This is a genomic window from Clostridium chromiireducens, assembly GCF_002029255.1.
Classification (GTDB): domain Bacteria; phylum Bacillota; class Clostridia; order Clostridiales; family Clostridiaceae; genus Clostridium; species Clostridium chromiireducens.
Map to the genome: position 1 here is coordinate 103,189 of NZ_MZGT01000001.1, position 24,931 is coordinate 128,119.

Consider the following 24,931-nt stretch of genomic DNA (forward strand, 5'->3'; position numbering starts at 1 on the left):
AAAGTCGATATTTTTACTAATATTTATTGACAAGTCTCTGTAACTATGTATAATTAGTATTAACAAAAAAATATCTGGATAAGTTAATCTTATTAAGAGTGGTGGAGGGACTGGCCCTTTGAAACCCGGCAACCTGAAAAAAATTTTATATAAGTTTTTTCGTTGGTGCTAAATCCTGCAAGAGAATATCTTGAAAAATGAGAGGAATTAAGTCTTATTAGAACTTATGTTATGGCTACAAAGTCACTTCTTATTTTTGAAGTGGCTTTTTTAATTACTATTATCTACGTTATTAGCAATAAAGAATGCATTAAGCAAAACAAATTAAAGGAGGCAAAACGATGACTTTAAAAAAATCTTTTGAAACAATTGCAGTCAGTGGGATATCAGGTGGAGATGAAGCTACAGGCGCTATAAGCTTTCCAATATATCAAGCTGCCACATTTAAACATCATGGGCTTAATAATAGTACTGGGTATGATTATGCAAGAGCTCAAAATCCTACTCGAGAAGAAGCTGAAAAAACATTAGCTGTTTTAGAAGGTGGCAAATCAGCAATAGGGTTTTCCTCAGGAGTTGCAGCAATTACGGCCTGTATACACTTGTTTAAATCTGGAGACCATATAATTTTGTCTGATGATTTATATGGAGGCACATATAGATTATTTGATGATATTTTTAGAGATTTTGGATTAGAAGCAACATTTATTGATACTACGGATACACAAAATATATTAAATTCTCTTAAAGAAAATACAAAGGCTATTCTTATAGAAACTCCTTCTAATCCAATGATGAAGGTAACGGACATAAGAGCGGTGGCAGAGATAACTAAAGAGAATGGTTTATTGTTAATTGTGGATAATACTTTCTTGACTCCTTACTATCAAAGGCCGCTAGAATTGGGAGCTGATTTAGTAGTTCACAGTGGAACGAAGTTCTTAGGAGGACATCACGATTTATTGGCAGGATTTATTGTAGCAAATGATGAAGAAATTCTACAAAAGCTCAGGAGAATTCATATGTCAACAGGTGCGACTTTATCACCATTTGATTCATGGTTAATTTTAAGAGGGATAAAGACTTTACATATAAGACTAGAAAGGTCACAAGAAAATACAATAAAGATAGCAAAATTTTTAGAAAGGAACCCAAAGGTAGAAAAAGTTTATTATGTAGGATTAGAGAATTTCGAGGGTTACGAAGTAAACAAAGGACAATCAACTGGTTTCGGGGCAACATTATCATTTAGAGTAAAAGATAAAGAATTAATTCCGAAGATTCTAGAAAGAGTTAAAATAATAAGATTTGCAGAAAGTTTGGGTGGAGTTGAAACACTAATAACATATCCAATAACTCAAACCCATTCAGAAATTCCAGAAGATATAAAGAAAAGGTTAGGTGTAGATGAGTATTTACTTAGATTATCAGTTGGAATAGAAAATATAGATGATCTGATAAAAGATTTAGAAAATGCTATTGGAAAATAGATTATATAGCTTTAAAGTAAGAAACAATAAAAATAAGAATGGGGCGTTAAATATGAATTTTGGAACTAAATTAATACATGCAAGTGGAGACATAGATTCTACAACAGGATCGGTAAGCACTCCGATATATCAAACATCAACATTTCACCAATTTGACATAGAGAATTTCGGAAAATATGATTATGCAAGATCAGGAAATCCAACTAGAGATGTGGTAGAAAAATTGATAGCCGAGCTTGAAGGTGGTGAATGTGGATTTGCATTTGCATCAGGGATGGCAGCTATTTGTTCAGTATTGTCAATATTCTCATCAGGAGATCATGTTATAATCTGTGGAGATGTATATGGAGGAACGTATAGAGCTACTACAAAATTATTCTCGAGATTTAATATCGAATTTACTTTTGTAGATGCGTCAAATATTGAAGAGATAGAAAAAGCGTTTAAAGAAAATACTAAGGGACTTTATTTAGAAACACCTTCAAATCCATTGTTAAAAGTTACAGATTTAAGAGCAGCTAGTAAATTAGCTAAAGAAAATGGTGCGATAACTATAGTAGATAATACATTTATGTCACCATATCTACAAAGACCTATTGAGCTTGGTATAGATATCGTTGTACACAGCGCAACTAAATTTCTTGGAGGACACAGTGATGTTATAGCAGGTCTTGTTGTAACTAAAACAAAGGAATTAGGAGATAGAGTTTATCAAATACAAAATACTTTTGGTGCAGTACTTGGACCACAAGACTCATGGCTTTTAGTTAGAGGTATTAAAACATTAAAAGTTAGGTTAGATGCGCTTCAAAAAAGTGCTCAAAAATTAGCCGAATGGCTTGAGTCAAGAGAAGAAGTTGAGAAGGTGTACTATCTTGGACTACCTTCGATGGAAGGTAGAGAATTGCATCTAGAGCAAGCAGATGGAGCAGGCGCAGTATTATCTTTTAAATTTAAAACATTTGATAGAACAAAAGTATTCTTAAATAACGTAAAGAATGTAGCTGTAGCTGTTAGTTTAGGTAGTGTTGAAACTATAGTTTCATACCCAGCTAAGATGAGCCATGCATCAATACCAAAAGAAGAGAGAGAAGAGCTTGGAATAACAGATACATTAATAAGAGTATCTGTAGGGCTTGAGGATATTGACGATTTAATAGAGTCATTTAAGGAAGCGATGGAAAAGTAAGAAATATAAAAGTAAAAATAAGGTCTGATTGAATATCAATTCAATCAGACCTTTAACTATACGTTATATTCTATTTTAATTTTCGTAATATGGTTATAAGGTTTGAGATGGATTCATCTAACGTGCTTATTTCGTCGTCTGAGAGTTCGGATATTTTATCAACAAATGAATTGCAAATTGCAACTCGAAAAGAATCCAATAAATCGAAAGTTTTTTTTGTTAACTCAACTCGAAGAATTCTTCGATCGTTAGAGTCGGAATATCTATTAACTAATCCGTGACCAATTAAGTTATCTATAATTGGAGTCATATTAGACTTTGATATATTTAAGTTTTCTGCAATTTGAGAAATAGGAGATGAATTGAATTCAGCAAGATAAAAGATAACCTTAATATGTGATGGTGGTATCGAAAAATCGGGAATACAACCTTCTATAACTTTTTCTGGAGATTGAAAATTTTTTGCAATATCATTTTCCTTAAGTACATACTTTTTAATAATCCATAAAAAGTTTACTAAAGAATCAGCTACTTTGAATAAGTTATCTTTATCCATATAAAAACAATCCTTCCTTACGTAATAGTATATTACTTAATTATAAACTATTAACAATCTGAAAACAATATAAAAGATTATTGACTTATAATAGTTATGAAAATATAATCATTATATAGTTTCAATTTATTAACACAATATCTAAAAATTTAATAGGAATTATAAGGTGGAATTAAGTTTTAGTTAAGAAAAAAATAATATATTCCAGTTATTATTAATTTTACAACTTGGTAAGTAAGGAGTATTATTAGATTTATTAGGACAAGTTAGAAATGGAACCTTTAATTCTTTAAAATAATGTATTTAATAGTAAGACAAAATTTAAATAAGAGGAGAATAAACATGAGAAAGAACGTAAATAAGATTGTTGCATTTGCGATTGGTATAAGTATTATAAGCGGAAGTATTGTTCCAGCTTTTGCATCAGACAATGTAGAAAGTACTAATAATACTACTGCAAATGTACAAATACAAGTAAACGGAAAAGTCCTTCTTACTTTAGATGATGCTATAAAAGCAGCAATAAGTAATAGTAATACTCTAGCATTAGATGAAAAGAAAATAAGCTATCAAGATAAGGTTAATGATATTAATGAAAAAATTGATGATGCCAAGGATGCTGATAGTGACCACAAGGACTACGATGAAGATATTAATGATAATACATTAAGCCAGTTGAAACAACAAAGAGACTTTGATGAAGATAAGCTTGTACAAAAAACTACTACTGCTTACAATAATATAGTTACAAGCCAAATGAAAATAGACAAGGCTTCAAAAATATTAGAGCTTAAAAAGAAGGATATTAGTAATGCTAAATTAAAGAAAGATTTAGGCATCATGACTTCAATAGATTTTGATAGTACGGAGTTACAAATTCAAAGTTTACAAAATCAACAAAATTTAAGCATAAATACACTTAGAGATGCTCAAGATAGTTTTAAGGTACTAACAGGCAAGGATGTAACAAAGTTCACTTTGGAGCAAGATATTAAGTATGAACAACTTAAAATAGATGGTTCAATAGATGAATATTTGGATAATGCAATAGATAAGTATCTAAAATATAGTAGTGAATTATTGAAGTTAAAAAAAGATTACTATGATGACAAAGATAATCAAGTGTCCGAAGAGGATGTAAAGAAAGCAGAAGATAAAACCAATGAAGCAATTACGAAGAAGCCTTCAAAACCTGCAAACACTGATGATTTAGGCGCATATATGAAATATGTTGATGATATGAATCAATACAATACTAATATAAGTGCATATACAACTACTCTATCATTGAGATTAGCTTATTTAAATAGTAAGTTAGGAGTGTACACTCAAGAAACTGCGTTAGAAGAGACTAAAAAAACTTACAAGGAATCGCTTAAAACTATATATACCAATTTGCTTGCTACAGAAGACAATATAAACTATCTGAAAAGTAGCATACAGATAAATAATAGACAACTTAGTACATTAAAACTAAAATCTGATTTAGGTCTGATGACAAAATCAGATTATGATACCCAAGTTGCAAATAGTCAAGATTTAGATATTCAATTAAGGACTGCGATAGATAGCTATAATACATTAAAAGAAAAAATACAAAAGCCGTGGTTAGCTTTTTAAACCATATCGAGAATATAATTAGGTGAACTGAAATAGTAACTTTTAATAATTTAATTAGAAGTTACTATTTTTTTTGTTGCTCTCTGTATTAGTTTAAGTAGGAAGTTTATTGGGGGGAAGTACGCTAGGTTTAGTGTTTATGGCCTTTTAGACATTGAATATTAGAAACTTTAAATTTGTCATTGAAAACGTAACTCAATTTTGAAGTTGTTTAAATTGAAAAGGTTTTATGTATAGTTTAAGATAATAAATGAAAGAACTAATATTAAATTATATTAATTAAATAAATGGAGGTTTTATTATGGAAACTAACAAAACGTCTCTTAAAGGAAGCGTACAAAGATTAGGTAGCTTTTTAAGTGGTATGGTATTACCTAACATCGGTGCATTTATTGCTTGGGGTTTAATAACGGCATTATTCATTCCTACTGGATGGGTTCCAAATGAATACTTTGGTAAATTAGTGGGACCAATGATAACTTACTTATTACCAATACTTATTGGATACACTGGTGGTAAACTAGTTTATGGTCAAAGAGGTGCTGTAGTTGGTGCAATAGCAACAGCAGGAGTTGTAGTAGGTGCTTCTATTCCAATGTTCTTAGGTGCAATGATTATGGGACCATTTGGTGGATTCGTAATCAAAAAGGTGGATCAATTATTTGAAGGAAAAGTTCCAACAGGATTTGAAATGTTAGTAAATAACTTTTCAGCTGGTATATTTGGTGCGATTGTATCACTTATAGGTTATACTTGTATTGAACCAGTAGTTACTGCTTTTTCAAACACATTAGGTGCTTTAGCAACTATAGTTACTAACATGGGTCTTCTACCATTAATAGATATTTTCATTGAACCAGCTAAGGTACTATTCTTAAACAATGCAATTAATCATGGAATATTATCTCCACTTGGAATACAACAAGCACAAGAAGTGGGTAAATCAATATTCTTCTTACTTGAAGCAAATCCAGGTCCAGGGCTTGGTATACTTTTAGCTTATACTTTATACGGTAAGGGAAATGCAAAACAATCAGCTCCAGGAGCAATAATCATTCACTTCCTTGGAGGAATACACGAAATATACTTCCCATACATTTTAATGAAACCAGTATTAATAGTAGCAGCAATAGCTGGAGGAATCTGTGCAGATTTAGTTTTCGTATTAACTAATGCTGGACTTGCAGCACCAGCTTCACCAGGTAGTATATTTGCAGTAATGGCAATGACACCAAAAGGAGGATATTTCTCAGTTTTAGCAGGAGTTGCAGTAGGTGCGATTGTATCTTTCTTAGTAGGATCAGTAATTCTTAAGGCTTCAAAAGATGATGAGAATGAAGGAAATATTGATGAAGCTCAAGCTAAGATGAAAGGTATGAAAGCAGAAAGCAAAGGTTCAAAAGCTGCAGAAACAACTGTTAAAGTATCAAAATCTGATGTTAAATTAATAGTTTTCGCTTGTGATGCAGGTATGGGATCTTCTGCAATGGGAGAATCTATTCTTAAAAAGGCTTTAAAGGATGCTGGAATTAATGATGTTGCAGTTAAGCATTCATCAGTTGATAGTATTCCGCAAGATGCTGATGTAGTATTTACTCAAGAAAACTTAGTTGAAAGAGCAAAAAAATCAGCAAATACAGCCAATATAATCACAGTTAAGAACTTCTTAGATCGTTCTAAATATGATGAGTTTATAAGCACATTAAAATAATAAACTAAATTATGGTTACAATAAAGGACAACTGATTTCAGTGTCCTTTATTGTATACAAGTAAATATTAAATGAGAATTATATTAATTTTTTTTGAGATTGAAAGTTAAAAAAATATCAATCTAAGAATATTTAGAAATAATCTTCAATTTAATATGGTAATAAGCAGAATTATGAAAAAGTCAAATATTATATTCGATTGAGTATAAATTTAATTAAATTATATAATAATCATAATTCAAATAAATGTTTATCTTATTAGAAATATGGTGTACGAGTGTTAAAAAATTAACTATAAAATAGGAAAAAATGAAATAAAACCATGATAATGGCTTTTTAAGAGGGGAAAAAATAAACATTTTTTCTTTTTTTACCTCAAATATTGATTGATATTTAACAAACAATGTTTGAGATGTTTAGTTTTATTGAAAAGTATAAACCGGAAGATATATTAAATAAATTAAAAGGGGCGAATATTAATGAAAGTTACAAATGTTGATCAGTTAAAGAAAAAAATGGAGCAAATTAGAGCTGCTCAAGAGAAATATGCTACTTATACACAAGAGCAGGTAGACAAAATCTTCAGAGAAGCAGCAATGGCAGCGCTTGATGCAAGAATACCACTTGCTAAGATGGCTGTAGAAGAATCTCGTATGGGGATATTTGAAGATAAAGTTATTAAGAATCATTTAGCGTCTGAATATGTTTATAATAAATATAAAAATGAAAAAACTTGCGGCATTTTAGAAACAGATGATGCTTTTGGTATCACCAAAGTTGCAGAACCAATTGGTGTTGTTGCAGCGATCGTTCCAACAACTAATCCAACATCTACTGCTATATTTAAAGCATTAATATCTTTAAAAACAAGGAATGGTGTAATTTTCTCACCACACCCGAGAGCAAAAAAGTCAACAATAGAAGCAGCTAGAATAGTTCTTGATGCAGCAGTTAAAGCGGGTGCTCCAGAAGGAATAATAGGCTGGATAGATGAACCATCAATTGAACTTTCAGGAGTAGTTATGAAGGAAGCTGATATCATCCTTGCTACAGGGGGGCCAGCAATGGTTAAGGCTGCTTACTCATCAGGTAAACCAGCGCTAGGTGTTGGTGCAGGTAATACACCAGTTATCATTGATGAAACTGCTCATATTAAAATGGCTGTTAACTCAATTCTTCTTTCAAAGACTTTTGATAATGGTGTTATATGTGCATCAGAACAAGCTATTATTGTAATAGATAAAGTTTATGATGAAATTAAAAATGAGTTTATTGAAAGAGGATCTTATTTCTTAACTGGTGATGAAATAGATAAAGTAAGAAAAACAGTATTAATAAATGGTGCTATAAATGGAGATATAGTTGGTCAATCAGCTTTTAGAATAGCACAATTAGCTGGAATTGAAGTTCCAGAAGATACAAAAGTATTAATTGGAGAAGTAGAATTAATCGGATCTAAAGAACCATTATCTCACGAAAAATTATCTCCAGTGTTAGCTATGTACAAGGCAAAAACTTTTGATGATGCTTTAGATAAAGCTTGCAAGATTTTAGCATACGGCGGTATGGGTCATACTTCAGTTTTATATACTAACGAATTGACTTGCAAAGATAGAATTGAAGCCTTTGGTGCAGCAATGAAAACTTCAAGAACATTTGTCAATATGCCAGCTTCACATGGTGCAGCAGGTGATACATATAACTTTAGAATAGCACCATCATTTACTTTAGGCTGCGGTTCTTGGGGGGGAAACTCAATATCAGAAAATGTTGGAGTTAAGCATTTATTAAATATTAAGAGTGTAGCAAGAAGGAGAGAAAATATGCTTTGGTTCAAGGTTCCAGAAAAGATTTACTTTAAATATGGCTGTTTAGGAATGGCTCTTGAAGAACTAAAGGATATGGAAAAGAAAAAAGCATTTATTGTAACGGATAAGATTTTATATGATTTAGGAATTCTTGAAAATGTTACTAAGGTATTAGAAAAAATAGGTGTAGACTATAGAATATTCTATGATGTTCAGCCCGATCCAACTCTTGAAAGTGCAAGAAAAGGTGCTAAAGAAATGCTTAACTTTGAGCCTGATACAATAATAGCAGTTGGTGGAGGTTCACCAATGGATGCTGCTAAAATTATGTGGGTTCTTTATGAACAACCAGATGTAGCGTTCGAAGATTTAGCAATGATATTTATGGATATCAGAAAGAGAATCTACAATATGCCTAAGATTGGTAAAAAAGCTTCTTTTGTTGCTGTACCAACATCAGCAGGTACTGGTTCAGAAGTTACACCATTTGCAGTTATTACTGATGAAAAGACAGGAGTAAAATATCCATTAGCTGATTATCAATTAACTCCTAATATGGCTATCATTGATGCAGAATTAATGATGAATATGCCAAGAGGATTAACTGCATCATCAGGTATAGATGCTCTAGTTCATGCAATAGAAGCTTATGTATCAGTTCTTGCTTCAGATTATTCTAATGGTTTAGCATTAGAAGCAGCAAGATTGATATTTAAATATCTACCACTTGCATACACTGAAGGAACAATTAATGTAAAGGCAAGAGAAAAGATGGCTCATGCATCAACAATAGCTGGTATGGCATTTGCAAATGCATTCCTTGGAGTATGTCACTCAATGGCACATAAATTAGGTGCAGAACACCACGTACCACACGGAACTGCAAATGCAATATTAATTAATGAAGTAATTAAATTTAACTCAGTAGAAGATCCAAGAAAGCAAACTGCGTTCCCACAATATAAATATCCAAGTGCTAAATCTAGATATGCAAAGATGGCTGATTATCTACAATTAGGAGGAGAAACAGATGACGAAAATATAGAGGCATTAATTAAGGCAATAGATGAATTAAAGATGAAGTTAAATCTTCCAATGACAATTAAAGAAGCAGGAGTAACAGAAAAGAAATTCTATGCTACTTTAGATAAGATGTCCGAATTATCTTTTGATGATCTATGTACAGGAGCAAATCCAAGATATCCATTAGTAAGTGAAATAAAACAAATGTTTATTAATGTTTATGATAATAAAGAAGAGATTAAGGAAGAAGCTGCAGTAACAGAAAAGTAATTCTATGCAACTTTATATGAGATGTCAGAGCAGGCTTTTGATAATCAATGTACAGGGGCAAATTCAAGATATCCATTAATAAAGGAAATTAAACAAATGTTTATAAATGCTTTCGATAAGGCTGAATAGTAGCTAATCATTGATGGGAATAAGTGCCTTGGTGAAGTATTAATACTCATCAAGGCACTACACACATAAGAGGGATCATGGTAATGATGGATAGTCAAATAAGCAAAGAGGTAATGTACATAAGAGAAGAGATACTGCAGATTAAAGAAGAAATTTCAAAGTTAAATACATATACTTTAAATTTGTCACTGGAAACGTATCACAATTTTGAACTTGTTTAAATTGAAAACGAATTTTATATGGTTTAATATAGAAAGTGAAAGAAGTAATAATATTAGATAACCTGACAGTTTAGTGATAACGTTTATGTTATTATTTTGATATTAAAAGGATGAAATTAGTATTTTACTAAAGTTAAATGAATAATTTTATCTTGTGACTGAGTATGAGATCTTCTGTATTTGGAAAATCTATTTACAAAAGAACATAAAATGCTGAATTGGCGATATTTAAACACTCGTGTTAATATTCTATAGAATGTTTTATGTATTACAAAGTCATAAATACTCTAAAAAATAATAAATGAATCAGGTGAAGTATATGAGTAATTTAACGCCTAGGCAACAGTTTATATTAAGTACAATATTGAATGAAGGAACGTTTAATATAAAACGGATTCAAAAGGATCTTGATATTAGCGAAAGAACAATTTTAAGAGAAATCTCGTCTATAAATAAAAATTTAAAAAAAAATGGTGCAGTTATATTTAATGATGAGGATATGAATTTAAGTATTTCAGGAAATAAAGAGAATATAGGGGAAATAAAAAAATCATTAGAAATGATTCCAATTCCATGGATATTTAGTAAGGAACAAAGACAGATAGTAATCATTTGTGAGTTACTAGTTAGCAAGGAACCCTTAAAAGCATCATACTTTTGCCATAAATTTAATGTGGTAATGGGAAGCATAAGTCTCGATATAGATGCTATTGAAGAAAGGCTTCTTTCTAAGAACTTATGTGTAATTAGAAAACGAAGTTATGGAATAAGTATTCAAGGATCAGAGTGGAATAAAAGAAACACATTAGTAGAATTATTCTTTGATTTTAAAGTTTTTGAGGACTTAGTAGCATTTCTATATGATGAAAAAGTTGACCCTATAATTACAACTTTTTTTAATGTTATTTTTGGAAATGAAGTTGTTAAATTGGTAAAGGATGTATTGAGAAAAATAGATTTAGGTTATCTTAAGGGGAATGATGTTAAATATCTGAGTTTATTCATCCAAGTGCTTTTATCTATAAGAAAGACTGAAAATGAAGAAGTTATTTCTCTGCCAGATGAAATTAAAAACAATATTCTATCGCTACAGGAATATAAGGCAATTCAACATTTGGGCGAAGTGCTAGAAAAGAATAATATAAGTATACCTGAAGATGAATTAGTTTATTTGTGTCTATATTTGAGTGACTATAAGGTTTTATTTAATAACAATAATCTTATAGAATCAGATATCAATTATGAGAATATCTCTAAAGAAGTTACAGAAGAGATATCGAAGAAAATACATGTGGATATAGCAAAAGATGAACAGTTAATAAAGGACTTAGCTCAACATTTTAGGCAAACTTTTTACATGTTAAATTTAGGATTAAAAGTTATAAACCCATTAATTAATGAAATAAAGGAACATTATTCAGAGTTATATAAGATTATAAAAAATACCTGTAGATTAGTATTTTCAAGGTATAATTTTAAAATCCCTCCAGAAGAGGTTGGATATATAACTATGCATATTGCCGTTTCGGTTCAAAAGCAGCAAGCAAGGTTAAAGAATATTAAAGTACTTGTTGTATGCCCAAGTGGTATAGGTACGGCAAGAATATTATGTAATAAAGTAAAGGCTCTTTTCAATGATATAGGTGTTATAGATGTTGTGTCTTTACACGATATTAATAATATAATCAATAAAAATGAATATGATTTGATCTTATCAACGGTTCCGGTTAATTTTAAAGAAAAGGAAAATGTGATTGTTGTATCTCATTTTATGACAGAAGCCGATATAGAGAATATCAGTAATTTTATTTTCAACTTTAAAGCAAAAAATAATAAAAAAGAATCAGAATTGTTCGAAGAAACAAGAGATAATGATGTCACAAATGATGAATATGAATTGGCTAACAATATGGTGAAGAATTTTCAATTAAAGAAATCAGATAGTAAGTCGTTTGTAGATTTAATTGATTTTATAGTTGAAGATCTTCGCGAAATTAATATTGCAAGAGACAAAGAAATAATAAGAGAACTTATTTTTAAACGAGAAGAAAATGGTAATGTAGTTATACCAGGCAGCCGTGTAGCGCTGATACATACTAGAAGTGATACAATTACTTCTCCGTTTGTAGGGGTATATAGAATAAATACACCTTTAGATATGAAGAGCATAGGCTTTTCAACAGAACAAGTAGATACATTTATAGTTATGTTTGCAAGAAATGCTGAAAGTAATTATATACTTAAGATTCTTGGAAAGATAAGTGTTTCATTAATAGAAAAGAAAGAATTTATTGAAACACTAAAACTAAGTAATGCAATAGATATTAGAGATTATTTAATTAATATCATTAATAACGAGGAGGAAGACTAATGGAAAAAGGAATTTTAGTAAAAGAAGGAATAGTATTAAATGTTGCGTCAGAATCTAAGGACAAAGCAATAGAAAGAGTTGGTAAGCTTCTAATAGATGGAGGTTACGTTAAAGATAATTATATAGAAGGAATGAAAGCAAGAGAAGAAGAAGTTACAACATACATGGGAAATGGAGTCGCGATTCCTCACGGTATGAATGAATATAAAAAGGAAATACTTGAAACAGGAATAGTAATAGCACAATATCCTAATGGAGTAGATTTTGGCGAAGGTAACACTGCATATATAGTAATAGGAATAGCTGGAAAAGGTGATGAGCATATGGAGATATTATCTCAAATAGCTTTAACTATTCAATATGAAGAAAACGTTGAAAAACTTAGAAATGCAAAAACTCCAGAAGAAATAATGGAAATTATATCTGAAGAAGGAGAAATGTAATATGAAGGCGATTCAATTTGGAGCAGGAAACATAGGAAGAGGATTCATAGGTGCGTTACTTTCAAAAGCTGGATATCATGTAGTTTTTGCAGATGTGAATAAAGAAGTAATCGATAAAATCAATGAAGATAAAAAATACACAATACATGTTATGGATGTAGAGTGTGAAGAAGTAGTTGTTGAAAATATAAGCGGAGTTATCTCAATAAATGATGAAGTTTTACAAGAAATAAAGGAATCTGATATTATAACTACTGCAGTAGGCCTAGTGGTATTGCCAAGAATAGCGCCTACAATTGCTAAAGGAATACAACTTAGAAAAGAAGCTGGAATTAAAACACCATTAAATATTATTGCATGTGAAAATGCAATAAAAGCAAGTTCGCAGTTAAAAGCTGAAGTTGAAAAATGTTTAAATGAAGAAGAAAAAGCTTACTTAGAAGAATTTGTTGGATTCCCAGATTGTTCAGTAGATAGAATAGTTCCGCCAGTAAAAAGTGAAAATATCTTAGATGTTGTAGTTGAAAAGTTCTATGAATGGAATGTTGAAGAAAAAGCATTTAAAGGAGAAATTCCAGCAATAGAAGGCATGAATTTAGCAGATAATTTAATGGCATATATAGAAAGAAAATTATTTACATTAAATACTGGGCATGCAATTACAGCATACATTGGTAATTTGAAAGGTTATAGTACAATAGATGAAAGTATAGCGGATGAAAAGATATATAATGTTGTTAAAAATGCTATGAAAGAAAGTGGAATGGGATTAGTAGAAAAACATAAACTTGATCAAGAAGCTCATTTTAAATATATTGATAAAATCATTGGAAGATTTAAAAATCCTTATTTGAAAGATGATGTATCAAGAGTTGGAAGAGAGCCACTTAGAAAATTAAGTGATAGCGATAGATTAATAAAACCATTAATGACTGCTAAAGGCTTTGACTTAGATGTAGATAATCTATTATTAGGAGTTGGTGCAGCTCTTCACTATAAGAATGAAGAGGATGCTCAATGTGTAAAACTACAAGAACTAATAAAAGAAAAGGGCATAAAATGCGCTGTGGCAGAGGTAGCTAATATAAGCGATGATGAGTTATTGGAAAGAATAGAAAAAGCTTATGAAGATGTTTTAGCAATATAGGAAATAAATTTAAGGTGGATTTTTATCCACCTTAAAATATGTCGGATTAGTAAAAATAATTATTAAAATTCAATAAATTACATTAAATGTTTATGAATTTGTAATGTAACCAAAAAGTAATATTTAAATATATATATTAATATAGACAATTGAAAATAATATGATAAAATAGTCAAAGAGGCATAAAAGGAAATGTGGAGGTGAAGAGTATAGGTAAGAGAAATTTTTAAATTCAAAAAAGCGCCAGGACTAAGTGATGCTCAGTTAGAAATGAAGTTAGTGAAAAGATGGTTTTTTGTTAAAGGAAACTCGACTCACATTCGTTCGCTGAGTAAGTTCAAGCTACCAAATCGAAGATTTGGACTTTCACTTACGTTGACGAGGTTGGGGAGTATCGAAACTTCGGCGGGTGCCCCACGGTATCGCACTACCGTAAACGGCTGGTAAAACTGTAAAGCGATTTGCAGCACAAATTCAGCTTGGTGTTAAAACCTTTGTTTTAGTTTTAATTTCTAGGATTATTATGCCTTTTTTTATTTGGCTAGAATGAAATTAAAAGAAGAATAAAATTTAATATGTGAAAAAAGAGAGGAAGAATAAATATGTGCGGAATAGTTGGATATTTTGGAAGTAAATCAGCAAAATCTTTTTTAGTAGATGGGTTATCAAAGTTAGAGTATAGAGGCTATGACTCAGCTGGTATTGCCGTTGTTAATGAAGGTAAGGTAAGCATCGAAAAGCACAAAGGTCGTCTTACTAATTTAAGTGATAATCTAGGAGAAGGTAAAGCTGAAGGAACAATAGGTATCGGTCATACTAGATGGGCAACTCATGGAGAACCATCAGATATTAATTCACATCCACACCAAAGTTCAAAAGGAGATATTACTGTAGTTCATAATGGAATTATAGAAAACTATATTGAACTTAGACATTGGCTTAAAGAACAAGGATATGAATTCATATCTCAAACAGATACTGAAGTAATACCAAACTTAATTCATTACTACTATGAAGGAGATCTTTTCAAAGCAGTTGTAAAAGCGACTGAAAGATTAAACGGAAGTTATGCTCTTGGAGTAGTAAGTGGACAGGAACCTGATAAATTAGTTGCAGTAAGAAAAGATAGTCCATTAATTGTAGGTTTAGGAGAAGGGGAAACATTTATCGCTTCAGATATTCCAGCAATAATTAGTTATACAAGAGACATTTATCTTTTAGAAGATAGAGAATTCGTTGTATTAGATAAAGATGGCGCTAAAATTTTTAGTGCTGACGGAACAGAAATAAAGAAAGATGTATTTAAAGTAACTTGGAATGAAGATGCTGCTGAAAAAGGTGGATATGATTCATTCATGTTAAAGGAAATCAACGAACAACCAAAAGCTCTTAGAGATACAATGACATCTAGATTATCAATGGATCATGATATCACTTTTGAAGACTTTAAGTTAACAAAAGAAGAGCTTGATAATATAGATAGAATCTTTATAATTGCTTGTGGAACTGCGTATAATGCAGGTCTTATGGGAAGAGTAGCTATTGAAAGATTAGCAAAAATTCCAGTTGAAGTTGATATTGCATCAGAATTTAGATATAAAGATCCATTAGTAACTAATAAATCTCTTGTAATCACATTAAGTCAATCAGGAGAAACTGCTGACACATTAGCTGTTCTTAGAGATTGTAAAAAAGTTGGAGCTAGAACTCTAGCTATAACTAACGTTGTAGGAAGCAGTATTTCTAGAGAAGCTGACAATGTAATATATACAATGGCAGGCCCAGAAATAGCAGTGGCTTCTACTAAAGCATATACAACACAAGTTGTTGTAATGTATTTACTAGCAATGCAGTTCAGTGAATTAAGAGGTTTAATGACTAAGGAATTAGATAAAGAATTAAGAGAAGCTTTATTATTAGTACCTGAAAAAGTTAAAGTAATCTTAGACAGAGCTAGTGAAATAGAGGAAATTGCAAATCTTTTAACTGACGAAAAAGATGTGTTCTATTTAGGAAGAGGTGCTGATTACGCATTATGTATAGAAGCATCATTAAAACTTAAAGAAATTTCATATATCCACTCAGAAGCTTATGCTGGTGGAGAATTAAAGCATGGAACAATAGCATTAATTGAAGAAAAAACTAAAGTAATAGCTTTATTAACTCAAAAATCATTAAGAGAAAAAATGATAAGTAATATAGTTGAGGTTAAAGCTAGAGGAGCAGAAGTAATTGCTATTGCTTATGAAAATGATGATTTAGATGAATCGATTTTTGATAAGATAATAAGAATACCAGAACTTCTTAACTTAGTTTCACCAATAGTAGCTGTAGTTGCATTACAACTTTTAGCTTACTACACAGCTAGAAATAAAGGCTGCGATATAGATAAGCCAAGAAACTTAGCTAAATCAGTAACTGTAGAATAATAAAGTATAAATATATAGAAAAGTAGATAAAAATTGAAAGAATAATATTTTGATTAAACTTTGTTCAAAATATTATTCTTTAATTTTATGGAGAAATAGGATTTACAGTCATTGTTTTTTTGATCAAACTTTATTCTAAACCTACAGAAGTGCCTATTCCATAAATATTATTAATTTGAGTTGCTATATCTTTTTAATCTTCTTAAAGCAAGTGTCCGCCAGACACTTCGATGTCTTGGGCTGTTACCCAGCCGAAATCATCAGATAATAAGTTCACAATGACCTTAGCAAGATCTTCTGGTTGTCCTATTCGGCCGAATGCAGATTGATCAGCTAGTGGCTTAATGAATTCGGGATGTTTATCGAATGCTCCATCGCCAAAATTGCTGTGAGTAGGGCCAGGAGAAACTGCGTTTACTCGAATTTTTCGTGGTGCAAGTTCCTTGGCGATGTAGCGAGTCCAAGATGACAACGCTGCTTTTAACGAACCGTAGGCAGAATAACCAGGAAATGATTGGTTCTTGGATGAGCTCGAGGTATTCACAATCGATCCAGATTCTTCCATGAATCGAACAAGATGTTGCGTTAAGAAAACTGGTCCTTTGAAGTTCGTATTAAGAATCTTGTCAAAGTACTCTTCGCTCATTTCCGTGAACATCATTGGTCCACCTACACCACCATTATTTACTAAGTAATCAAAAGTAGTTCTATTCCAAACTTCTTTGAGCTTCCTCTTCACTTCCTGAACGAAACCTTCGAATGTTAATCTTTGAGTCAGATCCAATTTCAGTGCTACAGCCCGAACGCCATTATTCTTTTCAATTTCCTTAACAATGTCCTCTGCTCTGTTTTTATAGGAATTGTATGTGAGGATGACGCTTATTCCGCGTTTCCCAAGCTCAAGTGCAGTTGCTTTTCCAATTCCATTACTTCCACCTGTTACTATTGCAATTTTCATAATAAGATCCTCCTTGTTTTGTTGTTCAATTTTGATTTTATTTTAGCTGTTTCTGCTGAAATAAACTAGACCTAATGGTGCCACTTTATTGCCTAAAAATATCACTAGTATTAAAATTGTTAGAATTATGCGCTGCTTTTTGTGTTTTAAAAAGCCTAAAAATGCCCTGGGGTTTGGGGTTCAGTTGAAAAATAGAAAGTGATGTGATAGAATATGTGCATGAATAAAATTTTAGATGAAATTATCGACCTAATGAAAATAGCAGGCACTCGACCAATTGAAACTGGAGTACCAGGGCTAAGCATGATTAAGGGAGACATTCCAACACATCAGCTCACAGCACTCTACAAGCCGATGATTGGTTTTACGATTCAAGGAACAAAAATTCTTTTAATTGGGGAACGTAGTACTGCCATGAGAGGGCCTTCATATTACGTGTTGCCAATACATGTTCCTGCAACGGCGAGTGTACATCCAAGCTGTGATGGTAGTCCTTATATGTCCCTAGGCCTTGAGCTAAATCAGAATGTTCTTCAGAGTTTGCTGAGAGATCTTCCTGAAGACCTCTTACCCACTGCTTCTGAGAAGTTTGCAACTTGTGAAATAGACATCGAATTCATGGAGGCATGGTTACGGTTATTACGATTAATAAAAACTCCAAGAGATATTCCAGCGCTTGCACCGGTTTATGAACGCGAAATCCTTTATCGAGTTCTGATGGGGCCACAAGGATGGTATCTGAGGCAACTTGGCTTGAGAGAAAGTAATTTTTCTAAGATTTCTCAGATTGTAAAATGGCTTCGCGATAACTATACGAAGTCAATTGACATCAGTGAGATCGCATTAAAGTCTGGTATGGCTATAAATACCTTTCACCGCCAGTTTAAACAGGCAACGGGTTTAAGTCCAATTCAATTTCAAAAGCAGTTAAGGCTTTTGGAGGCCAGAAATCTCATGGCATTTGAGGGCTATGCAGTGGCTAGTGCCGCATATCAAGTTGGCTATCAGAGTCCCTCACAGTTTAATCGAGAGTACTCCCGCTTCTTCGGTGCACCTCCAGCTAGAGACACTGAGAAGCTAAGACGAATCGAAAGCGCGAGGGATTAGCAATTAGTTGCTTCATTCTATTAAAGTAATTTAATCTCTACGATTAAGTTCTCGTCGAGCATAAATTACTATTCTTCAAAAGAGGAGGACGGACAATAACTTAAGTGGCTAAAGCAAATGGTAAACATCATTAAAATCCTGAATAAGGTAATACCCGGAACAATATTGCTCCGGGTATTTTTTAATTAGGAACATATAAACCTATATGGCCATTACAGTTTCAACCCCAAAATATCACAACGCTTGATAGCTTGGAATCTATAAATTTATACTTCAGCTATTACTCTACAAGATAGACCAGAAAAGCCGCTCATGTTTATAGGGAAAGTATATACTGTGAAGGATTTATTGAGAGTTTCTTTTAATAATAAATCTAAATTAACAAGATTTTCTATAATAAAAATTCCATTTTTCGCACAATGTGAGTCAATGCGAGGATGATCTTTAGGCTTCTTAGCTCCCGCCATATCCACACCTATAAAACTTACTTTCTTTTCAATAAGATAATTTACTAATTCATCAGATAACTCAATGTATGTTGATAAATATTCTTTTGAACCATAGCCATATTGCTTTAATATTCCTGAATGAAATAATATAAAATCATTTTCTTTTACACTGCTTAAATCTAAATCTTCTAATTTTACCTCTCCAGTTTTGATATGGCTTATATCAAATATTTTGCCTTTTGTTATGATATTGTCTATTGAAAATTCTCCGTCCATGACATCTAGATGGGTTCCTACATGCCCAGATCTTTCGGCAACTTCATTAGTAGTTTTTAGTGAAGATAGCATCTCGTCCAATATTTCTTTTTCAATTTTAAAACTTAAATCAATTTTCATTTTATAACCTCCAATATAATATTTAATTTCCTAGGAAACGATATTATAATATCACAATATTATTTCCTTGTAAACTATTTTTGAAAAATATATTGAATAAGCGCTTGAAATAGAATATAATATAATTGTTTCCGAAGAAATTAATAATTAAAAGGAGATCAGAATTATGAAAATAGAAAATACAAAATTTGAGATAGATATAACAATAAATAAATTGATAGCAGCCTTTGATAATATAAATAATTCGTTAGACAGTCATGAGGAAGAAATGAAGGATTTGTTAATCAAAAATGATCATAAAGATTTTAACAATATGAGCCTAATGCTTTCAGAAGTTCACGCGATTGAGTGTATTGGAAAAAATCAATTGACTAATTCAACATTTATAGCAAAAGAATTAAATATGACGAAAGGTGCCATATCGAAGATTACTAGTAAGTTGTTAAAGAAAAAGTTAATAAAAGGAAATCATTTGGAAAATAATAAAAAAGAAATTTATTATACCTTGACAGCACAAGGGAAAGAAGTCTTTAAAATACATGAAATACTTCATAAAATTGAACATGAAAAGTTTGTGAAAATATTAAGCAAATATGATAAAGAGGGCTTAAGCATTATAAATAGTTTTTTAGATGATTTAATAAGCGAACTTTAAGGAGGAGAAGAAAATGCAAGAGAAAGAGAATAGAAGCATAGTCAATAATGAAGAAACACAGGTTAAAGAATGTATTGAAACTATATCAAATTTATTAAACGAAATGAAGGGGAATATAAATTTTTCAGAGGAAGTAGCAAGTAGAGGAGATGAAGTGAGTAGTTTCATCTCAACCTTTGAAGAGCTCTTAAATCATACAAAATTTATAGAAAATATTTCATCTGAAATAAATGCTGTTGCATCTAGAACTAATTTGCTGGCACTTAATGCATCAATAGAAGCGGCAAGAGCAGGTGATGCTGGCAGAGGTTTTTCAGTAGTTGCAGATGAAGTTAAAAAGCTTTCTATTGGTACAAAGGAATTAGTTGTAAGTATGAATGATACACTGAAAAAGATATATTTTTTGACGAAGGAAGCGAATGATGAAATAGAAAAATTAAAAAATAGGTTAAATAATATTCAGCAAGCTAGAAGTAATTTTTCTAAGGTAAATAATGAGGTAGATATTATAGTTGCTAAGTTTGATGAATTGAAAAGAATAACGAATTAAGCAGTAACTTATAGAGTTGCACTAGTAGAATTTACGATATCCAAATCGGGAATTTCTTGTATATAATATCCTTTCTTGATTATATAAAAAAAATAAAGTATACTGGTTATATAAAATGATAATGAATATCATTTACCAAATGTGGAAAGGAGAAGCTACTCGTAAAAATATAAACTAATAAGTAACGTCTGAACTGAGTAGTAGATTTAAAATGAGTACAAAGAATTATTTAACACCATTAGAAATTACTGAAGAAATAATACAAACTGGTATTAAGAAATCAAAGATGACTATTATTAATATGCTTATACTTGGATTCCTAGCAGGTGCGTTCATTGCCTTTGCCGCTGAGGGTTCAAATATGGCATCTTTTAACCTTTTAGCAAAGGCAGAAACTTATGGATTAGGGAAGGTTTTAGCCGGTGCTGTTTTTGGAACTGGGCTCATGTTGGTTTTAATTGCAGGAGGAGAGCTCTTTACGGGTAATACAATGATGCTTGCTGGTGTGCTAGATAAAAAAGTGAGTATAAAAGCAATGCTAAAAAACTGGTTTTATGTTTATGTCGGAAACTTTATAGGTTCTGTATTTATAGCCTATATGATGAATAAGTCTGGTCTTTTTAACAGTGGAGATAGTATGCTTGGCGCAGTAACAATAAAAATTGCGGCATATAAAGTAGGGCTTACATTTACTCAAGGTTTATTTCTTGGAATCATGTGTAACTGGCTTGTATGTTTGGCTGTGTGGATGGCATATGGCGCTAAAGATATGACAGGAAAAATATTCGCTATATTTTTTCCTATATGGCTTTTTATAACCTCAGGATTTGAGCATTGTGTAGCTAATATGTATTACATTCCAGCAGGTGTCCTGGCTAAAAACAGCAAGGCATTAACGGATGCGGCTCTTGTGTTAGGAGTGACACCAGAAAAACTTGAGCACTTGAACTGGGAAACATTTTTTATTAAAAACTTAATTCCTGTAACACTAGGAAACATAATTGGAGGCGGCATTTTGGTAGGGGTAGTTTACTGGTATGTATATATTAAAAGCAGTAAAAGTTTAGATAAGAGAATTTAAATGCTATTCTTAGGAATATATTTTTAAAGGTATATATGTATATAGAAAAATACTTTTATATAAATATATATAACTTTTTTACTATATACATAGAAAAATATATAAATATTTATAGGAAATATGCAGGCTTCAGAGGTATGTATAAATACTTAGAAGATAATTCTGGTCATTCAACTTTAATTACATAACAAAAATTTTTAATCACGTTTTGAGAGCACATCACAGGTACAGTTGTCATGCTGCATTGTGATGTGCCGTTTTAATTGTTCATATAAAATCAAAACAGATTATAAAGTTTTAAAATAAAAGGTCAGCAATTATTTTAAAAAGTCTTCTCTTGTTGGCGTGAATACATCTAATAATTCCGAACCTTCTTCCAAAATAATGCATCCATGAGGGACATTTGAAGGGAAAAGTAAAGAATCTCCAGCAGTTACTATAGTTTCTTCTCCATCTATTATAAATTTTAATTTACCCTTTAATACGTATGTAAATTGGTCATGTGGATGAGTGTGAGGAACAACTGAAGTAGTTGTTTTATCAAATATAACTCTTGCACCTAATAAGCTGTCTCCATTAGCTAAAATTTTTCTATTTGTGTTATCATCAGGGAATTGCATAACTGCATCTTCATTTTTTATAATCATAAAAGCATCTCCTTAATAAAGTGTTTTATAAAAATTATACAATGTTTTTCTAATATGTCATAATATTAATTTATATTTTTAACAGTTAACAACATTAGTAATATAAGATTTGAACCTATCTTACTAGAAAGAGAATATGTTTTGAAATTCACATTATAAATATACAAAATATATGTGAAATATACAATCAAGTTGTATATAAATTGATATAATAAGGCTAAATCGAAGATATTACTCATGGGTATCAAGTGAAACTTGATACAGATGCTAGCTATGGGATAAAAATAAATAATTTAATTGAGGTGGGAAATTATATGTTAGAAAAGAATTTAAGTGAGATCTTAAAGAAAAGGTTTAACAAGGTAATTAGTAAGGCGAGTAACGAAGAAATCTATTTAGCATTATTAGAATTAACAAAGGGAACAATCAAGAAAAAGGGAGCTAATAAGGGAAAGAGAAAGTTATATTATATTTCTGCTGAATTTTTAATAGGTAAATTAATGTCTAATAACTTAATTAACTTAGGTCTTTATGAAGAGATTAAAGAGGTTTTAGCTAAGAATGGTAAGGAGTTAGCTGAAATTGAAGAAGTTGAATTAGAGCCTTCATTAGGAAATGGTGGTCTTGGAAGATTAGCGGCTTGTTTCATAGATTCTATTGCAACTTTAGGATTAAATGGAGATGGTGTAGGATTAAACTATCATTTTGGATTATTTCAACAAGTTTTTGAAGATCGCAAACAAAACACAGTTAAGAATCCATGGATAACAAGTCAAAGCTGGTTAAACAAATCTAACATTAAATTTGAAGTTCCATTTGCTGGATTTACAGCTACTTCAACACTTTATGATATAGATGTAACTGGATATGATCAAGAGGCTTCAAATAAACTTCGTCTATTCGATATTGATACTATAGATGAAACTTTGGTTAAAGAAGGAATTAACTTTAATAAAGAGGACATCAAAAAGAATTTAACATTATTCTTATATCCAGACGATAGTGATGAGGCTGGGCATTTATTAAGAATATATCAACAATACTTTATGGTTAGTAATGCTGCTCAATTAATTTTACTTGAAGCAGAAGAAAACGGGCATGATCTTCATAAATTACATGAATATGCTGTAGTTCAAATTAATGATACGCATCCATCTATGGTTATTCCTGAATTAATAAGACTACTCGGGGAAAAAGGAATACCGATGTCTGAGGCTATTGAAATAGTATCAAAGACTTGTGCTTATACGAATCATACAATATTAGCAGAAGCATTAGAAAAATGGCCAATAGCTTATTTACAAAAAGTTGTACCGCATCTATTACCAATCATTAGAGAGCTGGATAACCAAGTTAAGCTTAAATTTAAAGATGAGAAAGTAGCTATTATAGATAAAGATAAAAGAGTGCATATGGCTCATATGGATATTCACTATGGATACAGTGTAAACGGAGTTGCTGCTTTACATACTGAGATCTTAAAAGAAGAAGAATTAAAATCATTCTATGATATATATCCAGAAAAATTTAATAATAAAACTAATGGTATTACATTCAGAAGATGGTTAATTCACTGTAATAATAAGTTAGCAAGTTATATAGATGAACTTATTGGTGAAGGATATAAGAAAGATGCTACTAAGTTAGAAGAATTAGCTAAGTTTATAGACGATAAAGAAGTATTAAATAAACTTGGAGAAATCAAGAAAGCAAATAAGCTTGAATTAAAGGAATATTTAAAAGAAACTCAAGGCGTTGAAATCGATGAAAATTCTATCTTTGATATTCAAATTAAGAGACTTCATGAGTATAAGAGACAACAAATGAATGTACTTTACATCATTCATAAGTATTTAGATATAAAGAACGGTAACAAGCCAACTACGCCTATAACTATGATATTTGGAGCTAAGGCCGCACCAGCCTATATAATTGCTCAAGATATAATTCATACTATTCTTTGCTTACAAGAAATTATTAATAATGATCCAGAGGTTAACAAGTATTTAAAAGTTGTTATGGTCGAAAACTATAATGTAACTAAGGCTTCTAAATTAATACCTGCTTGTGATGTATCAGAACAAATTTCTCTTGCATCTAAGGAAGCATCAGGTACTGGTAATATGAAGTTTATGCTAAATGGCGCATTGACATTAGGAACTGAAGATGGAGCTAACGTTGAAATTCATGAGTTAGTCGGAGATGAAAATATCTATATATTTGGGGAATCTTCTGAAACAGTTATCGAGCACTATAAGAAAGAAGATTACGTTTCTAAGAAATTCTATGAAAAGCCAGCAATCAAAGAATTAGTTAATTTTATTATCAGCGATGAAATGGTGGCAATTGGAGATGAAGAAAACCTTACAAGACTTCACAAAGAGTTAATCAATAAAGACTGGTTTATGACTTTACTGGATGTTGAAGATTATATTGAAACTAAAGATATTGTATTTAAGGATTATGAAGATAGGGAAACTTGGAATAAGAAAGTATTAATTAATATCAGCAAGGCAGGATTCTTCTCTTCGGATCGTACAATTGCTCAATACAATGAAGATATTTGGAAGTTGTAATTTCTGATATTGAGTTAAATTTGTTTGATTTGGTATCGATACCGAATTGAATTAAACTTATAAAGAGATTAAAAATTTAGGAGCCTAAATTTTTAGTCTCTTTAT

The 24,931-nt window shown here is 31.1% G+C and carries 19 protein-coding genes and 1 riboswitch; of the genes, 15 read left to right on the plus strand and 4 right to left on the minus strand.

The features are described from left to right. Positions 1 to 86: 86 nt before the first annotated feature. A riboswitch (SAM riboswitch) is annotated at positions 87 to 204 on the plus strand. Between the two features lie 137 nt (positions 205 to 341). Both CLCHR_RS00550 and CLCHR_RS00555 read left to right on the plus strand, forming a co-directional pair. After that, positions 342 to 1,490: a trans-sulfuration enzyme family protein gene (locus tag CLCHR_RS00550; RefSeq protein WP_079437707.1), complete on the plus strand. Its 1,149-nt coding sequence runs from the start codon at positions 342 to 344 to the stop codon at positions 1,488 to 1,490. 52 nt (positions 1,491 to 1,542) lie between these two features. Then, entirely contained in the window at positions 1,543 to 2,679 is a 1,137-nt protein-coding gene (locus CLCHR_RS00555) for a trans-sulfuration enzyme family protein (RefSeq protein WP_079437733.1), read from the plus strand. A 70-nt stretch (positions 2,680 to 2,749) separates the two neighbouring features. Here the strand turns inward: CLCHR_RS00555 and CLCHR_RS00560 are convergent, their stop codons facing one another. Continuing rightward, the gene (locus CLCHR_RS00560; RefSeq protein WP_079437708.1) at positions 2,750 to 3,235 is read right to left on the minus strand and encodes a MarR family transcriptional regulator; all 486 of its coding nucleotides are present in this window, start codon (positions 3,233 to 3,235) and stop codon (positions 2,750 to 2,752) included. A gap of 342 nt (positions 3,236 to 3,577) precedes the next feature. Here CLCHR_RS00560 and CLCHR_RS00565 point away from each other — a divergent pair, with 342 nt between their 5' ends. The 8 genes from CLCHR_RS00565 (at position 3,578) to glmS (ending at position 16,407) form a co-directional block, all read left to right on the plus strand. Beyond that, positions 3,578 to 4,855 (plus strand): TolC family protein, encoded by a 1,278-nt coding sequence (locus CLCHR_RS00565; protein WP_079437709.1) that lies wholly within the window; start codon positions 3,578 to 3,580, stop codon positions 4,853 to 4,855. 301 nt (positions 4,856 to 5,156) lie between these two features. Beyond that, positions 5,157 to 6,566: a PTS mannitol transporter subunit IIBC gene (locus CLCHR_RS00570; RefSeq protein ID WP_079437710.1), complete on the plus strand. Its 1,410-nt coding sequence runs from the start codon at positions 5,157 to 5,159 to the stop codon at positions 6,564 to 6,566. A gap of 479 nt (positions 6,567 to 7,045) precedes the next feature. Beyond that, complete coding sequence (adhE, locus tag CLCHR_RS00575; protein WP_079437711.1) at positions 7,046 to 9,667, plus strand: bifunctional acetaldehyde-CoA/alcohol dehydrogenase; 2,622 nt, start codon at positions 7,046 to 7,048, stop codon at positions 9,665 to 9,667. A 212-nt stretch (positions 9,668 to 9,879) separates the two neighbouring features. Beyond that, the gene (locus tag CLCHR_RS24640; RefSeq protein WP_169896714.1) at positions 9,880 to 10,017 is read left to right on the plus strand and encodes a hypothetical protein; all 138 of its coding nucleotides are present in this window, start codon (positions 9,880 to 9,882) and stop codon (positions 10,015 to 10,017) included. Between the two features lie 319 nt (positions 10,018 to 10,336). Then, a complete protein-coding gene (locus CLCHR_RS00580; RefSeq protein WP_079437712.1) occupies positions 10,337 to 12,388 on the plus strand; it encodes a BglG family transcription antiterminator in 2,052 nt (683 codons plus the stop codon). Continuing rightward, on the plus strand, positions 12,388 to 12,831 hold the full coding sequence (locus CLCHR_RS00585) for a PTS mannitol transporter subunit IIA (protein ID WP_079437713.1): 444 nt from the start codon (positions 12,388 to 12,390) through the stop codon (positions 12,829 to 12,831). The genes CLCHR_RS00580 and CLCHR_RS00585 overlap by 1 nt, the downstream gene beginning before the upstream one ends. Before the next feature lies 1 nt (position 12,832). Then, positions 12,833 to 13,978: a mannitol-1-phosphate 5-dehydrogenase gene (locus tag CLCHR_RS00590; RefSeq protein ID WP_079437714.1), complete on the plus strand. Its 1,146-nt coding sequence runs from the start codon at positions 12,833 to 12,835 to the stop codon at positions 13,976 to 13,978. A gap of 602 nt (positions 13,979 to 14,580) precedes the next feature. Further along, the gene (glmS, locus tag CLCHR_RS00595) at positions 14,581 to 16,407 is read left to right on the plus strand and encodes a glutamine--fructose-6-phosphate transaminase (isomerizing) (RefSeq protein ID WP_079437715.1); all 1,827 of its coding nucleotides are present in this window, start codon (positions 14,581 to 14,583) and stop codon (positions 16,405 to 16,407) included. 202 nt (positions 16,408 to 16,609) lie between these two features. On the opposite strand, the gene CLCHR_RS00600 is transcribed toward glmS, so the two are convergent. Then, positions 16,610 to 17,365, minus strand: coding sequence for an SDR family NAD(P)-dependent oxidoreductase (locus tag CLCHR_RS00600; protein WP_079437716.1), 756 nt, complete (start codon positions 17,363 to 17,365; stop codon positions 16,610 to 16,612). Positions 17,366 to 17,584: 219 nt separating this feature from the next. On the opposite strand from CLCHR_RS00600, the gene CLCHR_RS00605 reads away from it, so the two are divergent. Then, positions 17,585 to 18,472 carry an AraC family transcriptional regulator gene (locus CLCHR_RS00605; protein WP_079437734.1) on the plus strand — a complete coding sequence of 296 codons (888 nt, stop codon included), beginning with the start codon at positions 17,585 to 17,587 and terminating at the stop codon, positions 18,470 to 18,472. Positions 18,473 to 18,738: 266 nt separating this feature from the next. On the opposite strand, the gene CLCHR_RS00610 is transcribed toward CLCHR_RS00605, so the two are convergent. Next, positions 18,739 to 19,317 carry a cyclase family protein gene (locus CLCHR_RS00610; protein WP_079437717.1) on the minus strand — a complete coding sequence of 193 codons (579 nt, stop codon included), beginning with the start codon at positions 19,315 to 19,317 and terminating at the stop codon, positions 18,739 to 18,741. 166 nt (positions 19,318 to 19,483) lie between these two features. On the opposite strand from CLCHR_RS00610, the gene CLCHR_RS00615 reads away from it, so the two are divergent. From CLCHR_RS00615 to CLCHR_RS00625, 3 genes are all read left to right on the plus strand, one after another. Further along, on the plus strand, positions 19,484 to 19,972 hold the full coding sequence (locus tag CLCHR_RS00615) for a MarR family transcriptional regulator (protein ID WP_079437718.1): 489 nt from the start codon (positions 19,484 to 19,486) through the stop codon (positions 19,970 to 19,972). A gap of 13 nt (positions 19,973 to 19,985) precedes the next feature. Further along, on the plus strand, positions 19,986 to 20,522 hold the full coding sequence (locus CLCHR_RS00620; RefSeq protein WP_079437719.1) for a methyl-accepting chemotaxis protein: 537 nt from the start codon (positions 19,986 to 19,988) through the stop codon (positions 20,520 to 20,522). Positions 20,523 to 20,733: 211 nt separating this feature from the next. Then, the gene (locus tag CLCHR_RS00625) at positions 20,734 to 21,603 is read left to right on the plus strand and encodes a formate/nitrite transporter family protein (RefSeq protein ID WP_079437720.1); all 870 of its coding nucleotides are present in this window, start codon (positions 20,734 to 20,736) and stop codon (positions 21,601 to 21,603) included. Positions 21,604 to 21,920: 317 nt separating this feature from the next. Here the strand turns inward: CLCHR_RS00625 and CLCHR_RS00630 are convergent, their stop codons facing one another. After that, complete coding sequence (locus tag CLCHR_RS00630; RefSeq protein ID WP_079437721.1) at positions 21,921 to 22,250, minus strand: cupin domain-containing protein; 330 nt, start codon at positions 22,248 to 22,250, stop codon at positions 21,921 to 21,923. Positions 22,251 to 22,564: 314 nt separating this feature from the next. Between CLCHR_RS00630 and CLCHR_RS00635 the strand changes: the two genes are divergently transcribed. After that, positions 22,565 to 24,826 (plus strand): glycogen/starch/alpha-glucan phosphorylase, encoded by a 2,262-nt coding sequence (locus CLCHR_RS00635; RefSeq protein WP_079437722.1) that lies wholly within the window; start codon positions 22,565 to 22,567, stop codon positions 24,824 to 24,826. The last annotated feature ends 105 nt before the right edge of the window (positions 24,827 to 24,931 follow it).

Coding starts and splice junctions, on each gene's coding strand:
- CLCHR_RS00550 (WP_079437707.1), top strand. CDS start 342: ATGACTTTAAAAAAATCTTTTGAAACAATTGCAGTCAGTGGGATATCA.
- CLCHR_RS00555 (WP_079437733.1), top strand. CDS start 1,543: ATGAATTTTGGAACTAAATTAATACATGCAAGTGGAGACATAGATTCT.
- CLCHR_RS00560 (WP_079437708.1), bottom strand. CDS start 3,235: ATGGATAAAGATAACTTATTCAAAGTAGCTGATTCTTTAGTAAACTTT.
- CLCHR_RS00565 (WP_079437709.1), top strand. CDS start 3,578: ATGAGAAAGAACGTAAATAAGATTGTTGCATTTGCGATTGGTATAAGT.
- CLCHR_RS00570 (WP_079437710.1), top strand. CDS start 5,157: ATGGAAACTAACAAAACGTCTCTTAAAGGAAGCGTACAAAGATTAGGT.
- adhE (WP_079437711.1), top strand. CDS start 7,046: ATGAAAGTTACAAATGTTGATCAGTTAAAGAAAAAAATGGAGCAAATT.
- CLCHR_RS24640 (WP_169896714.1), top strand. CDS start 9,880: ATGATGGATAGTCAAATAAGCAAAGAGGTAATGTACATAAGAGAAGAG.
- CLCHR_RS00580 (WP_079437712.1), top strand. CDS start 10,337: ATGAGTAATTTAACGCCTAGGCAACAGTTTATATTAAGTACAATATTG.
- CLCHR_RS00585 (WP_079437713.1), top strand. CDS start 12,388: ATGGAAAAAGGAATTTTAGTAAAAGAAGGAATAGTATTAAATGTTGCG.
- CLCHR_RS00590 (WP_079437714.1), top strand. CDS start 12,833: ATGAAGGCGATTCAATTTGGAGCAGGAAACATAGGAAGAGGATTCATA.
- glmS (WP_079437715.1), top strand. CDS start 14,581: ATGTGCGGAATAGTTGGATATTTTGGAAGTAAATCAGCAAAATCTTTT.
- CLCHR_RS00600 (WP_079437716.1), bottom strand. CDS start 17,365: ATGAAAATTGCAATAGTAACAGGTGGAAGTAATGGAATTGGAAAAGCA.
- CLCHR_RS00605 (WP_079437734.1), top strand. CDS start 17,585: ATGAATAAAATTTTAGATGAAATTATCGACCTAATGAAAATAGCAGGC.
- CLCHR_RS00610 (WP_079437717.1), bottom strand. CDS start 19,317: ATGAAAATTGATTTAAGTTTTAAAATTGAAAAAGAAATATTGGACGAG.
- CLCHR_RS00615 (WP_079437718.1), top strand. CDS start 19,484: ATGAAAATAGAAAATACAAAATTTGAGATAGATATAACAATAAATAAA.
- CLCHR_RS00620 (WP_079437719.1), top strand. CDS start 19,986: ATGCAAGAGAAAGAGAATAGAAGCATAGTCAATAATGAAGAAACACAG.
- CLCHR_RS00625 (WP_079437720.1), top strand. CDS start 20,734: ATGAGTACAAAGAATTATTTAACACCATTAGAAATTACTGAAGAAATA.
- CLCHR_RS00630 (WP_079437721.1), bottom strand. CDS start 22,250: ATGATTATAAAAAATGAAGATGCAGTTATGCAATTCCCTGATGATAAC.
- CLCHR_RS00635 (WP_079437722.1), top strand. CDS start 22,565: ATGTTAGAAAAGAATTTAAGTGAGATCTTAAAGAAAAGGTTTAACAAG.